A 12,582-nucleotide genomic window follows, 5' to 3' on the forward strand; every position below is an offset into this window, starting at 1 on the left:
CAGTGCAAAGATCGTTGTATGGCAACAGCTGCTCAATGGATCGAAGGCGCGAGGCCGCGCACACTCCCGAACGCGATTGCGCCCGTGCTGGTCGGCACCGGAGCCGCGGCGTCCCTGGACCTCGCAGTGTGGTGGAAGGCGCTCCTGGCACTGATCGTCTCCTTGGCCTTGATCGTCGGGGTGAATTTCGCGAACGACTACTCCGACGGAATCCGCGGAACGGACGACGACCGCGTCGGGCCACTGCGCTTGGTCGGATCGAAGTTGGTCAGTCCCGGAGCTGTGAAGGCCGCAGCGATCAGCTGCTTCACCGTTGCCGCGGTAGCCGGGTTCGTTCTGGCGGCGACCACAGCCTGGTGGCTGGTTGCGGTCGGCGTGTTCTGCATCATCGGTGCCTGGTTCTACACCGGCGGCAAGAAGCCGTACGGATACAGCGGGTTCGGCGAGATCGCCGTGTTCATCTTCTTCGGGCTGATCGCAGTGCTGGGAACTCAATTCGTACAGGCCGAACGGGTGGATCTGGCCGGGCTGGCCGGCGCGATCGCCATCGGCTCGTTCTCGAGCGCGGTGCTCGTTGCCAACAATCTTCGAGACATCCCGACCGACACCGAGTCCGGAAAGATCACTCTCGCAGTCCGGCTCGGCGACGCGAAGACCCGCACGCTGCACGTGATCCTGCTGGCCGTCCCGTTCGTCGCGACCTTGCTGCTGATCCTGCGTACTCCGTGGGCCCTGCTCGGATTGCTGGCGTTGCCACTGGCAATCCGAGCCAACGCCCCACTGCGTTCCGGCGGTCAGGGTATGGCCCTGATCCCCGCGTTGCGCGACACCGGACTCGCCATGCTCGTCTGGGGTGCCGCGACCGCAGTTGCGCTCAGTCTCGCCTGAACGTCGACGTACTCAACGGTTGTCGGGGACGAACGCGCTGAGCAGAAAGTTCACGATCGAGATGATCAGCGCGCCCCAGACTGCCGTCCAGAAGCCGTCGACCGTCAAGCCGTAGGACGTTCCGGACGAGATCCACGCCGTCAGCATCAGCATCAGGGCGTTGATCACCAGCGTGAACAGTCCGAGGGTCAGGATGAGCAGCGGTAGTGAGAGAAGCTGCACTACCGGCTTGATGAAGGCGTTGACCACCGTGAAGATCAAAGCGATCACCGCGATCACGAGAACCGTGCCCCAGGTGCCGTTGTCGTGGTTGGCGATCGTGATGCCGGTGACCCACGCCGACGCCAGCCAGATGGCTATGCCGTTGATGATGAGACGTGCCAGAAATGTCATGTCTGAATGCTGGCACATCCCGCCCCGTGCATGCGGAGCCGTACCGAATCTAGGCGGCGCGATTCATCTTCGCTTCCAAGCGCTCACGGATCACCGACATCGTGACCTGCGTTTCGAGGGCCTGACGGGTAGGCCCGTCGGCGACACGCAGGATGCCGAGCAGGATGTGTTCGGCACCGATTCGATTGTCCTTGTGCGCGAGCGCTTCACGAAGCGAGAGTTCCAACACCTTCTTGGAGTCCTTCTCGAATCGTGAACGAGGGAACCCAAATCGACTCTTGCGAGAAGTGTCGACGCCGTCCGGCACAGGAGTCTCGTCCAGCACACCTTCGCCGAAGGACTGCTCGAGACTCTCCCGAACCGCATCGAGATCGATGCCGATCGACTTGAGTATCTCGGCGTCGTCGTCGAAATTGTTCGAGCTACCTTCGTTCGATCCGGCGCCGGCGTGGTGGATCACGTCGAGGGAGACACCGGACTCGGTGAGCACCTCGGTGGCGATGCCCCGATCAGAGGTGAGCAGCGCGGTCAGAAGTTCCATCGGCGTGACCGGACCGGATCCGGCGACAGCATCGACAACGACGCCACGAGCCTGTGCGGAGAACCTTTCGAACATGGCAATTACCTGCCCTTCTCGCGCAGTGAACGCAGCATCGATTCCGACTGCGCGGACGCGTATTTCTTGTGGACGGCTTGACGGCTGACCTCGAGAGCTTCCGCGATCGCCTGCCAGGACCATCCGTGACGGCGCGCGTTGGCGACCTGAATGGCCTCGAGTTTTTCGAGTAGACGACGCAGCGCTCGAACAGCACGCAATCCCTCGGTGGGATCCGGGCTACCGGCGGCAGCAGCGAGAGAGGTTGCTTCGGTCATGATGTCAATTTAGGTTGACAACCGAAATCTGTCAACCAAAATTGACAGGCACGCCTAGTATCCGGCGACGGCTCCGTTCACTGCCACCTGCAAGTCGGCCTGCACAGTTCGGGCGATATCCATCGGCTTGTCCGGAAGTTCGGTCACCGGCATTCCGACAAAGACACTCGCAGCCTTGACGTCGCCGGCCACCGGACCGTAATTGATGCCGATCGACACCAGGGCCGGTGAGCAGCCCAACTTCTCGGCGCGCGCGACGATGTGGCCGATTCCGCTGTTGACGTGCTGCAGCCGCGTCGGGTCTTCGGTGTTGCACGTCCCTTCCGGGAAAATCGCCAGACAGTCCCCGTTGCCCAGCCGCTCGGCCGCGACGTCCATCATCACTCGGCCGGCATCCGAAACAGCCCGGAGGCCGTAGTTCTTGCTGCGAAAAACCGGGATGCTGCCCATCATGTCGACCTTCTTGCGCTGTGAAGGATCAACGAAGAGTTCGTCTTTGGCGAGGACCCGGGTCCGTCCGATCACTCGACGCAACGGAGTACGCCACGCGGTCGCCGCGAGCGTGAACTGGTCGCTCTCGGTCAGATGATTGACTGCCACGACCAACTGCGTCTTTCGTTCCAGCAGAGTCTTCAGCGCCGCTTCCGCACCCGGCGCGTACCTCACTCGCGGGCGGTACTTCAGCGCCAATGCGGCATAAGCGAGCTTCGCCACAAATCGGTTCTGCTGATGACTGCGGTAGTACTCGTACACAGCCTCGTAATTGTCGAGTGAAACTTCAGGATTGCCCATGATCCGCCCTCGCTGGAGAAGTGCCCCTTGACCAAACGATACACAACCTACGGTTGCGTAGGTTTGCGTTACAGAAGGCGTAGCGCTGGGAGAAACTCCACTCTCGAGGTAAAACGGTTTCTGTGATCCGCTCGGCCATATCCACCGACCTACCCGCACTGCAACAGATCGAGATCGCCGCGGGCGAACCGTTCCGAGACATCGGGATGGACGCCATCGCAGACGATCCACCGCCGACGCTCGACGAGTTGAACGATTTTCTCGCAGCCGAGCACATCTGGGTTCAGACCGACGCAAACGACGTACCCGTTGCGTACGCGCTCGTCGAGATCGTGGACGGCGGTGCACATATCGAACAGGTCTCCGTTCACCCCGATCATGCCCGCAAAGGCCTCGGAGCTCAGCTGATCGACGCCGTCACCGAATGGGCGGCGGACCACCACCACGATCTCGTGACTCTGACGACGTTCGTCGACGTTCCGTGGAACGCGCCGTACTACGAGCGACTCGGGTTCGTGCGCCTGGCCGAGAACACGCTCTCTCCCGGCCTGATACGCATCAGAACGGACGAGCAGGCGTCCGGGCTGGACGCCTGGCCGCGCGTGACGATGAGCCGCCCGTCACACGGTCCGGCGCCGGCGATTCAGGAACTGGCGGTCCACGCACCGGAACGTACGAACTCGTCCAACACTGCCGTCGGACCGAGCAGGTCGATCCCTTCCGACGCCACCCATTCGTCGTTGTAGTACGTGCCCGAGTAACGCTCTCCGCCGTCGCACAGCAGCGTGACGACGCTGCCGCTGCGCCCGGCTGCCATCATCTCGGCAATCAACGCAAAAGCTCCCCACAGGTTCGTCCCCGTCGAGCCACCTACTTTGCGCCCCAGGGCTGTGCTGGCGTGCCGGGCGGCCGCGATCGAGCCTGCGTCCGGCACCTTGATCATTCGGTCGACCACCTGACCGACAAACGACGGTTCGACGCGCGGACGGCCGATGCCCTCGATCCGGGAACCCCGTGTACCGACGATCGACGGATCGCTCGCTCGCCACGCGTCGAAGAACACGGAGTGCTCCGGATCTACCACGCACAGCCCCGTGTCGAATTTCCGATAGCGAAGAAAGCGGCCGATCGTGGCGCCGGTTCCGCCCGTCCCGGCTCCGACGACCACCCAGTCGGGAATCGGATGTTCCTCGTGCTCGAGCTGAGTGAAGATCGATTCGGCGATGTTGTTGTTTCCACGCCAGTCCGTCGCGCGCTCGGCGTGAGTGAACTGGTCCATGTAGTGACCGTTCAACTCACTCGCGAGCCGATGTGATTCCGAGTAGATCGAGGACGGATCGCTCACGAAATGACAACGTCCACCCTGCGCCTCGATCAGTGCGATCTTGGCGGGACTCGTGCTCGCGGGCATCACCGCGACAAAATCCAGGCCGAGCAACTTCGCGAAATACGCCTCGCTGACAGCCGTCGAACCTGACGACGCTTCGATGACGGTGGTCTCTTCGGTAACCCAGCCGTTGCAGATCGCGTAGAGGAAAAGCGACCGTGCGAGTCGATGCTTGAGACTTCCCGTGATGTGGGTCGACTCGTCCTTCAGATAGAGCTGGACGGTCCAGTTACTCGGCAGCGGATAGCGCAGTAGGTGAGTGTCCGCGCTGCGTTGCGCGTCGGCTTCGATCAGCCGCACCGCGTTGTCGACCCACTGGCGCGAGGTCCGACGGTCGACGTCGAGCGACTCCGTGGTCACCGCCCGTCTCCGCGCAGCTTGGAGCGAAGATCGTCACGATCGGACCGACGCTGGGCGTCGACCGCCGCGATGCCCGCATTGACACGCTTGCGCAGTTTCGCGAAGAGCAGCAGCGACAGCGGCAGCGCGATCAGAACTGCGAAAAGTGCCGCGACGATCAAGGGAACGTCGGTGCCGGCGAGCTTTCCGCCACCGATGATGACGGCACCGATCACGACGACAAGCAGCAGCCGAGCGACCGAGTACAGCACCACGTCGCGGGCCAGTTGACCCTTGGTCACCGGCCCGGCAGCCGACTTTGCTTGCCCAGAGTTTGCGGAGGGTTTACTGGCCTTGACCGGCTCAGAAGGAACATTTTCGGGGTTTTCAGACAACTGACTCACCCTCTCAGGTTACCCATTCCGAATACGGGTGGGACTGAGCCCGCTATATCCATTTTGTCCTTTACTTAAACATTACTTTATCTTGAAAGATCGACTACCCGGCTATATCTGTGCAAACATTGCGCTACCACTCAGAAAACGGTCGAATGTGTGCGAAGGACTTCGAAACAAACTCGACGCAGGTTTTTGGCAACTGGTCGACACAACGGTTCGGAACCAAAGTTCGGAATCACTGCTCGGTTCGGAATCACTGTTCGTCAAACGTTCGACATCAACATGGAGGACCTCACAATGAGCGCACCAACCTTCAATACCGCCGCAGACGCACTCATGACGCCCGGACAGGTAGCGGCATTGTTTCATGTCGATCCCAAGACCGTGACCCGCTGGGCACACGCAGGACGACTGGGCTCGCTTCGCACACCAGGAGGACATCGTCGATTCCGTGAGACCGAGGTCATGCAGCTTCTGCGCTCGCTGACCACCGAAGCGGACAACAACTGAGCAACTTTCGCTCACGTCGAAGTACTTGTAGTACCCGACAGATCTTGCAGTACCCGACAGATACAGCACTAGCGCACTGAGCCGAAACGCTTGTCCGCACCACTTCTGGTGAAGCGGGCCGGAGACTGAGTAGGCTCGACTTCAGTTCCCTGAGGAGGTGCGCCGTGTTGTATCTGTTGGCGTTGGTGGGTTTGGTGACATTGATCGTTCTGATGTGGAAGGCGTTCGGCCCCGATCCGTCGACGCGTACCCCGGTGAGCGGCGTACGCGGGCCGGACGACGATCCCGAATTCCTGTGGAATGTGAACCAGCAAACACGACGCAAGCGCACGGAAGGGCCGGACGTACCGCCGACTGACACGTCGACGTAGCGTCCGGGCTCACCCGGCTATCCGATTACCGCCCCGGCAACGCGAACGGGGAGGCCGGAAAGTCCTGCGCAACCACCGCAGCCAACTCCAGCACCGCTTCCCGAGTACCTGGACGCAGCCGGTCCAGATCGATTTCGGCGCCCTCTTCCAAATGCGGATCGAACGGAATCAGTCTCACCGCTCGACAGCGCTGCTCGAAATGCTCGACGACCCGGGGCAGATCAACCTTGCCCGAGCGAGGCCGTACCGCGTTGATGACCGCTACGGACGTGGCGACCAGCCTGCTGTAACCGTGAGCGTCGAGCCAATCAAGTGTCGCGGAGGCGCTACGTGCACCGTCGACAGATCCGGAACTGACGACGATCAACGAATCTGCACCTTCGAGAATGGCCTGCATCGCCGAGTGCATCAATCCGGTGCCGCAGTCGGTCAGAACTATGCTGTAGAACTTCTCGAGCATGTCGACCGTGCGCGTGTAGTCCCCGCCGCTGAAGGCCTCTGAAACTGCTGGATCGCTGTCGGATGCAAGCACTTCGAGACGGTGGCGATTCTGCGATGTGTAGCCGCGGACGTCGCTGTACTTCTCGATACTGTTCTCGTCGCGCAACAGGTTTCGCACTGTTGCCGGAGTTTCGAGCGGGATCTTCTGGCTCAGCGTTCCCCGGTCGGGGTTTGCATCGACAGCGACGACGCGATCGCCGCGGATCGAGCCGAACATCGACCCAAGTGTCGCAGTGGTCGTGGTCTTTCCGACGCCACCTTTGAGACTGAGCACCGCAACCTTGTAGCAGCCCTGCAGCGGCTGGTTGATCTGGCGCGTCAACTCGACGAGGTGCTGCTCCTTTGCACCGTTTCCGAGGTTCACCGATCGGCCGGACAACGTGTACAGCGCCTTGCGCCAGCCACCCACCGGGGCAGGCCGGACAGGCCGCTTGACGAGGAGCGCAGCCGAGAGATCTTGCGCAGTCATCGGGAGAGCCGACTCGAAGCGACTGTCCGGAGCCGAGTTGAATCCGGTCTGCGGCATCGGAGCGCGAGTAGGTGGCGCTGTCGGCGGGGCCATCGGCATGGCCTGACCATTCTGGAGGGCGTGGCCGTTCTGCACCGGCGCAGCGCCGGGGTGCCCGAACTGCCGAATCACGGGATTTGGCGGATGCACGCCGGGCGCAAAAGGTGCCTGCGGGTGCTGGAGCGGTCTCGCGGATCCATGCGCGGTCGGACTGGGCTGCGAATTCTGGACAGGCAGCGGATTCTGGACAGGCAGCGGATTCTGGACAGGCTGCGAATTCTGGACAGGCTGCGGAGCTCCAGTTCGCGAATCCGGAACCGACCCTGCACGATTCGTAGGTTCGTAGGTCTGCATCGGCATCGCGGGCGAGGTCGAGAACTGGCCGTTGATCGGGCCGGGCTGTGCTGCCGGATACTGGATGACCGGAGTCTTGGGACCTGGTACCGGCGCCGCCGGAGTCGCTGGGGTCGTCGTCGTCGGCGGCGGAGCGGCAGGTGCACCGGGCGCCTGGCCGGCGACTTGCTGGAGCGGGCCGGAGTCGACCGGGGCCACGAAGAGACTGCGAACATCACTGGGAACCGAGTCGGATGACGGCTCGGGCGCGGATGTGCGCAGCTCGCGCCGCGTCGGCTCGGCAGGACGCACCGGCTCCCACAATCCTGCTCCGGCGTCTTCGATCTTGTCGGCCATCTCGCAGTTCCCCCTCGTCGATCCCGCAGCTACCAGACAGCTAGTAATTCACCAAGCTGCATCGTAGCTGGCGCCGCCCCTGACTTACCCACCGGTAATACCTACAGACCGGTCGGCAGCCACCCACGGTACCTCGAGAGGATCAGTTGAGTCCCGCGTAGGAGTGCAAGCCGGACACGACCATGTTGATGATGAAGAGATTGAACAGCATCGCAACGAATCCGGCGATGTTGATCCAGGCAGCCTTCGTCTCCCGCCAACCAGACGTTGCCCTCGCGTGCAGGTAGGCCGCGTAGATCACCCAGGCGATGAAGGACATCGTCTCTTTGGGGTCCCAACCCCAGAAGCGTCCCCATGCAGCTTCCGCCCAGATCGCACCGAGGATCACACCTGCGCCGAACAGCGGAAATGCGATGATCGTGCTCTTGTATGCCAAGCGGTCGAGCGTCTGGGCGTCCGGCAGTCGCTCCGCGATCCGGCCGCCGATGCTCGTGCCTTCGTCACCGGGCGGGAACTTCAGTCGCAACAGGAACAGGAGGCTGGCGATACCGCCGATCATGAAGATGCCGGAGCCGACGCTGACGATCGTCACGTGAATCGGCAGCCAGTACGAGCGCAGCGCCGGAACCACGGGAGCCGCGTCGGCGTAGAGAACCGTGCCGGCGAGGAACATCAAGATCAGAACCGGTACCAGCAGGAAGACCCACATCGGACGGTACGCCGGCTTGATCAGCAGGACGTGCCCGACCAGCAACGACGCCGCACACGCCATCGCCACGAATTCGTACATGTTGCCGAGTGGGAATCGTTCCGTCGCAAATCCGCGGAGCACGATCGACGCGATGATCAGTACCGTTCCGACAACCAAGACAGCTCGGCCCATTCCGCCGAATCGCTCCGAGAGCGACTTGGTCGGAGTCTCCGCGACCCTGCCAGGCACGGACGCGTCGACTCCGCCGGCAGAGACCAGTTCCTTGTCCTGAACCGCCTTTGCTCTGGCCGACGCGTACTGCACGATGAGCAGCACAAACGCCAGCACAAGCACGGTGAAGGCGGACTTGAAGGCCCAGTCGCTGTACTGCGCGAGTGTCTCGTTGGTTGTCATCGGGCGTTCTCCTGCGCGTGCGGTTGGTTCACCGCGGTGGTCGGATTGCTTTTCAGCAAGCGGTCGGCGAGGCGGTCGAACTCGTCGCCCCAGCCTGCGTGGTCGGTGCGGGCAAGCCCACCAAGTTCTACTACAGTACGTCGTTCGTCATCTGGATAGATACGTGCCCAGACGCGGCGACGCTTGATCACGAGCGAGACGAGTAGCCCCGCCATCATCGTCAACGCTGAAACCAGTACCCACACCTGAGCGGGATCGTGGGAGACCTGCAGGTTGACGAAGTCGACGGCACCATCGAATCGCACCTGAGTTCCGTCGGCAAGCGTCGCGCTCTCACCCGGGAACAGATTGACTCGGTCCTGCTTGACCAGCCGGCCCTGATTGATCAGTTCGGTGTTGAGCTCGAACAGCGATTGCGGGTTACCGGTATCGAGTCCGGTATCACCCTTGTAGATGTCGATGGCGACTGCCGGATCGTTCATCGCCGGGTAACTCGACGACAGCAGGTTGCCGTGGAACAGCGCTGTGGGCGCGAACAATCCTTCGATGGCAATCTGGTTCTTCCGGCGCTCGTCCGTATCGGGATACATGCCGCCCGGCGGGTCGAAACGCATCGCGCCACTACTCAGGAACGTCGTGGCGTCGTCCGGACGCCACTGGAGCGTCTCGGTGCGGGTCTCACCGTTCGGGAACGTGACGGTGAATGTCGGCGCGTATCCGTGTCCCTGCAGGTACACACGATCGCCGGCGATCCGCAGCGGGTGGTTCACCTGGATGGTCGTGTCCCGCCAGGTATCGGACTCGAGGTCGTCGCCTGCCTGGTACGAGATGTCCGAGGTGAACATCTCGGCCTGACCGGTCTCGAGGTAGTCGGCCTGGAAATTCTTCACACGGACACACAGCGGAGTCATGCCGGTGCCGTCGAGGCTCAGGCCCGCGACGAACGAGTCGAACACTGCCGGCGAAGTCGTGCAGAATCCGGGGCCGTCGTTGGCGATGACGATGCGATTGCCCTCGTAGCCGAACAACTTGCCCGCGGCAATCGCGATCAACAATCCGACCAGGGACAGGTGGAACACGAGGTTGCCGAATTCGCGGAGGTATCCCTTCTCCGCCGAGATGGTGATCTCGCCTTCGCGTCGTGATTTCGTATCGCCGCGACGCGTTTCAACGCGCCACCCGCGTAGTTCTTTCGACACACGGGCAGCAAGTTCGTCGGGAGTCTCGCCGTCGACGACGCTCTTGGTGTGGTGCGGCAGGCGAGCAAGATTGCGCGGCGCATTCACCGGACGGGTGCGCAGCGCCTTCGCGTGCTCCACGCAACGCGGCAGGATGCAGCCGACCAGCGAGATGAAGAGCAAAGCGTAGATCGCGGTGAACCAGAAGCTGCTGAACACGTCGAACAGTTCGAGGCGGTCCATCCACGGACCGAGCGTCGGACGCGCGGCGATGTAGTCGGCGACCTTGCCCTCGTTGAGGGTTCGTTGTGGCAGCAGGGCGCCGGGGATCGCCGCGAGTGCGAGGAGGAACAGCAGAACCAGCGCGGTCCGCATCGAGGTGAGCCCGCGCCAGGTGTTGCGCCCGAGTGCAACGACTCGACCGATCACCGACTGCTTCGGCAGCACGGGTGTCGGGTTGTCGTTATTGTCGTCAGCTGTCATATCGGCAGCGTCACCTCCGAGATAAATGCGTCGCGAACCCAGCCGACGAACTGGTCCCACGCGCCTGTGACGAGGGCGATTCCCACTGCCACCAACATGATTCCGCCGAAAATTTGAATGGTGCGTGCATTACGACGCAACCAGCCGACGCCGGTCAGCGCACGCGCCGATCCCAGCGCCAAGATGATGAACGGCAGGCCGAGTCCGATGCAGTACGCGACGATCAAGGTGACACCGCGCGCGGCGGTCATCCCGTCGGTTCCCGCGGCTACGGACATCACGCCTGCCAATGTCGGCCCGAGGCATGGCGTCCACCCCAGCGCGAACACTCCCCCGAGCAGCGGCGCCCCCACCAGCGACGACACACGACGCGGTTCGAAACGGACGTCTTTCTGCAGCGCCGGGATCAGTCCGATGAACACCAGACCCATCGCGATCGTGACCACACCGCCCACGCGCATCAGGACCTCGCGGTTGACGAGCAGAGTCGAGATCACGCCGAACACCGACGCGGTCGCGAGAACGAAGACGACGGTGAAGCCGGCGACGAACAGTCCGGCCGCACCGGCCACCCTCAGGCGACTGCTCCGGGTGATCGTCCGGGTCCTCGCCTCGTCCGCGGTGATCGCGGGGGCGTCGGCGCCGACGACGCCGGCCAGGTAGGACAGGTAGCCGGGGACGAGCGGCACGACGCACGGTGAAGCGAACGACACCAGACCGGCGAGCACACAGGCGCCGAGGGCCAGCAGAAGCGGACCGGACGACGCCGCGTTCTGAAACGCTTCGCCCACACCGGCACTCAGTGTGTCGCTGCCTGCCAGCAGCGTGGTGGTCGTGGTTGTCATCTTTACTGCGCGTCTTCCTGAGCTACTCGCTGGACGACGGGCAGCAAATCCTCGGCGAGAAGTTCTTGGAGGAACACCGCGGCAACGCGATGCTGGCGGTCCAGGACGATCGTCGTCGGAATGACCGACGTGGGGTAGCCGTCACCGAGGGCGATCAGCGAACGCATCGACGGGTCGTAGATCGACGGGTACGAGACCTTGTTGTCGACCACGAAGTCTTGCGCTTTGTTCTTGGTGTCGTCGCGGACGTTGATGCCGAGGAACTGCACGCCCGAATCCTTGGTCTGCTCGTAGACCTGTTCCAGGTCGTCGGCTTCGGCGCGGCACGGCCCGCACCACTGACCCCAGACGTTGAGGACGACGACCTTGCCCTCGAAGTCGTCGAGGCCGACCTTCTTACCTTCGTTCATCAGATCGGGCCCGGAGAGCTTGCCGATGGTGCCTCGGTCGGACGGTGGATCGTAGAAGATCTTGGTCTGCCCGCCCGGTGAGACGAAGTCGAAAGTTCCGCCCTGTGCGACGGCGTCGTCGCCGGTCGCGCAGGACGAGAGAAGAAGCATCGCCGACGCAGCGGCTGCGAATGCTGCGGCGATGCGGCGCGAAATCATGCTCCTGTCACTCTCGGGTCTGAGGCACCGGCAGGTTCGGAGTAGACGATGTCGACCAGGGTGTCGCCTTCGTAGACCAGTGAGGTCAACGAGGCCAGTCCACACTGACGGTGACGGGGATCGTGCCAGAGACGCTCGCCCTGCAGGAATCGACGCAGTGTCCAGACCGGAAGCTGATGGCTGACGACGACGGCTTCGTGTCCGACTGCCGCGACGCGTGCGGCGTTGACGGCTGCGAGCATGCGATGAGCGATCTGCAGGTAGGGCTCGCCCCAGGACGGGGTGAACGGGTCACGCAATTTCCACCAGTGACGCGGACGTGAGAGCGCACCGTCCCCGACGGCAACCTTGAGACCCTCGAACTCGTTGCCTGCCTCGATGAGGTTTTCGTCTGTGACGATGTCGAGCTTGTGTGCCTCGGCGATCGGCGTTGCGGTCTCTTGTGCGCGCTGCAGCGGCGACGCGACCACGTGGGTGATGTCGTGATCGGCGAGCACCGACGCGACCGCACGAGCCTGGGCTTCGCCCGCCACCGACAACCGGAAGCCCGGGAGCCGTCCGTAGAGGATCCCGCGCGGGTTGTGAACTTCGCCGTGGCGAAGGACGTGGACGATGGTGCGGGTGGACGTGTGGTCGGGGTGATCGGCGTCGGTCACAGTCGAGGGTCCTCGCTGAAGAAGATGGATGTCGGAAGCGTGCGGTTGTTGCTCGAG

At 62.9% G+C, this 12,582-nt stretch carries 16 protein-coding genes; 4 read left to right on the plus strand and 12 right to left on the minus strand.

All coding sequences use genetic code 11. The annotated features are described in order from the left end of the window. The first annotated feature begins 18 nt into the window (after positions 1-18). Positions 19-888, plus strand: coding sequence for a 1,4-dihydroxy-2-naphthoate polyprenyltransferase (locus tag EEB12_RS07115; protein WP_019744341.1), 870 nt, complete (start codon positions 19-21; stop codon positions 886-888). A 12-nt stretch (positions 889-900) separates the two neighbouring features. On the opposite strand, the gene EEB12_RS07120 is transcribed toward EEB12_RS07115, so the two are convergent. From EEB12_RS07120 to EEB12_RS07135, 4 genes are read right to left on the minus strand one after another with little or no spacing between them, the layout of a single operon-like run. After that, positions 901-1,281 (minus strand): phage holin family protein, encoded by a 381-nt coding sequence (locus EEB12_RS07120; RefSeq protein WP_003941998.1) that lies wholly within the window; start codon positions 1,279-1,281, stop codon positions 901-903. Positions 1,282-1,330: 49 nt separating this feature from the next. Further along, positions 1,331-1,897 (minus strand): Clp protease N-terminal domain-containing protein, encoded by a 567-nt coding sequence (locus tag EEB12_RS07125; RefSeq protein ID WP_020906798.1) that lies wholly within the window; start codon positions 1,895-1,897, stop codon positions 1,331-1,333. A gap of 5 nt (positions 1,898-1,902) precedes the next feature. Continuing rightward, complete coding sequence (locus EEB12_RS07130; protein ID WP_003941869.1) at positions 1,903-2,154, minus strand: HTH domain-containing protein; 252 nt, start codon at positions 2,152-2,154, stop codon at positions 1,903-1,905. 54 nt (positions 2,155-2,208) lie between these two features. Further along, positions 2,209-2,946, minus strand: coding sequence for a lysophospholipid acyltransferase family protein (locus tag EEB12_RS07135; RefSeq protein WP_003941959.1), 738 nt, complete (start codon positions 2,944-2,946; stop codon positions 2,209-2,211). A gap of 122 nt (positions 2,947-3,068) precedes the next feature. Here EEB12_RS07135 and EEB12_RS07140 point away from each other — a divergent pair, with 122 nt between their 5' ends. Then, complete coding sequence (locus EEB12_RS07140; RefSeq protein ID WP_019744345.1) at positions 3,069-3,692, plus strand: GNAT family N-acetyltransferase; 624 nt, start codon at positions 3,069-3,071, stop codon at positions 3,690-3,692. Here EEB12_RS07140 and EEB12_RS07145 read toward each other — a convergent pair. Continuing rightward, positions 3,590-4,693: a PLP-dependent cysteine synthase family protein gene (locus EEB12_RS07145; protein WP_019744346.1), complete on the minus strand. Its 1,104-nt coding sequence runs from the start codon at positions 4,691-4,693 to the stop codon at positions 3,590-3,592. The two genes, EEB12_RS07140 and EEB12_RS07145, sit on opposite strands and share 103 nt — an antisense overlap. Beyond that, positions 4,690-5,076 carry a DUF4229 domain-containing protein gene (locus EEB12_RS07150; protein ID WP_019744347.1) on the minus strand — a complete coding sequence of 129 codons (387 nt, stop codon included), beginning with the start codon at positions 5,074-5,076 and terminating at the stop codon, positions 4,690-4,692. The genes EEB12_RS07145 and EEB12_RS07150 overlap by 4 nt, the downstream gene beginning before the upstream one ends. Before the next feature lie 291 nt (positions 5,077-5,367). Between EEB12_RS07150 and EEB12_RS07155 the strand changes: the two genes are divergently transcribed. Together EEB12_RS07155 and EEB12_RS07160 are read left to right on the plus strand one after the other, a co-directional pair. Beyond that, on the plus strand, positions 5,368-5,580 hold the full coding sequence (locus EEB12_RS07155) for a BldC family transcriptional regulator (RefSeq protein ID WP_003942029.1): 213 nt from the start codon (positions 5,368-5,370) through the stop codon (positions 5,578-5,580). Between the two features lie 164 nt (positions 5,581-5,744). Beyond that, entirely contained in the window at positions 5,745-5,951 is a 207-nt protein-coding gene (locus tag EEB12_RS07160; protein WP_019744349.1) for a hypothetical protein, read from the plus strand. A 25-nt stretch (positions 5,952-5,976) separates the two neighbouring features. On the opposite strand, the gene EEB12_RS07165 is transcribed toward EEB12_RS07160, so the two are convergent. From EEB12_RS07165 to EEB12_RS07190, 6 genes are all read right to left on the minus strand, one after another. Continuing rightward, positions 5,977-7,320: an AAA family ATPase gene (locus EEB12_RS07165; protein WP_410055706.1), complete on the minus strand. Its 1,344-nt coding sequence runs from the start codon at positions 7,318-7,320 to the stop codon at positions 5,977-5,979. Positions 7,321-7,792: 472 nt separating this feature from the next. Next, the gene (gene ccsB, locus EEB12_RS07170) at positions 7,793-8,755 is read right to left on the minus strand and encodes a c-type cytochrome biogenesis protein CcsB (RefSeq protein WP_019744351.1); all 963 of its coding nucleotides are present in this window, start codon (positions 8,753-8,755) and stop codon (positions 7,793-7,795) included. Next, positions 8,752-10,416, minus strand: coding sequence for a cytochrome c biogenesis protein ResB (locus EEB12_RS07175; protein ID WP_021333939.1), 1,665 nt, complete (start codon positions 10,414-10,416; stop codon positions 8,752-8,754). The genes ccsB and EEB12_RS07175 overlap by 4 nt, the downstream gene beginning before the upstream one ends. After that, the gene (locus tag EEB12_RS07180) at positions 10,413-11,261 is read right to left on the minus strand and encodes a cytochrome c biogenesis CcdA family protein (protein ID WP_003941906.1); all 849 of its coding nucleotides are present in this window, start codon (positions 11,259-11,261) and stop codon (positions 10,413-10,415) included. Before EEB12_RS07180 ends, EEB12_RS07175 begins: the two co-directional genes overlap by 4 nt. Before the next feature lie 2 nt (positions 11,262-11,263). Further along, on the minus strand, positions 11,264-11,869 hold the full coding sequence (locus EEB12_RS07185; protein WP_141487557.1) for a TlpA disulfide reductase family protein: 606 nt from the start codon (positions 11,867-11,869) through the stop codon (positions 11,264-11,266). After that, positions 11,866-12,525, minus strand: coding sequence for a histidine phosphatase family protein (locus EEB12_RS07190; RefSeq protein WP_003941868.1), 660 nt, complete (start codon positions 12,523-12,525; stop codon positions 11,866-11,868). Before EEB12_RS07190 ends, EEB12_RS07185 begins: the two co-directional genes overlap by 4 nt. Positions 12,526-12,582 lie beyond the last annotated feature (57 nt).

This window comes from Rhodococcus sp. WS1 (assembly GCF_003797745.1).
In the GTDB taxonomy this organism is placed as follows: Bacteria; Actinomycetota; Actinomycetes; order Mycobacteriales; family Mycobacteriaceae; genus Rhodococcus_F; species Rhodococcus_F erythropolis.

Bases quoted from the DNA above. Each gene is read 5' to 3' on its own strand.
- EEB12_RS07180 (WP_003941906.1), bottom strand. From the start codon at position 11,261: ATGACAACCACGACCACCACGCTGCTGGCAGGCAGCGACACACTGAGT.
- EEB12_RS07175 (WP_021333939.1), bottom strand. From the start codon at position 10,416: ATGACAGCTGACGACAATAACGACAACCCGACACCCGTGCTGCCGAAG.
- EEB12_RS07155 (WP_003942029.1), top strand. From the start codon at position 5,368: ATGAGCGCACCAACCTTCAATACCGCCGCAGACGCACTCATGACGCCC.
- ccsB (WP_019744351.1), bottom strand. From the start codon at position 8,755: ATGACAACCAACGAGACACTCGCGCAGTACAGCGACTGGGCCTTCAAG.
- EEB12_RS07130 (WP_003941869.1), bottom strand. From the start codon at position 2,154: ATGACCGAAGCAACCTCTCTCGCTGCTGCCGCCGGTAGCCCGGATCCC.
- EEB12_RS07115 (WP_019744341.1), top strand. From the start codon at position 19: ATGGCAACAGCTGCTCAATGGATCGAAGGCGCGAGGCCGCGCACACTC.
- EEB12_RS07125 (WP_020906798.1), bottom strand. From the start codon at position 1,897: ATGTTCGAAAGGTTCTCCGCACAGGCTCGTGGCGTCGTTGTCGATGCT.
- EEB12_RS07185 (WP_141487557.1), bottom strand. From the start codon at position 11,869: ATGATTTCGCGCCGCATCGCCGCAGCATTCGCAGCCGCTGCGTCGGCG.
- EEB12_RS07120 (WP_003941998.1), bottom strand. From the start codon at position 1,281: ATGACATTTCTGGCACGTCTCATCATCAACGGCATAGCCATCTGGCTG.
- EEB12_RS07165 (WP_410055706.1), bottom strand. From the start codon at position 7,320: ATGCCGATGCAGACCTACGAACCTACGAATCGTGCAGGGTCGGTTCCG.
- EEB12_RS07135 (WP_003941959.1), bottom strand. From the start codon at position 2,946: ATGGGCAATCCTGAAGTTTCACTCGACAATTACGAGGCTGTGTACGAG.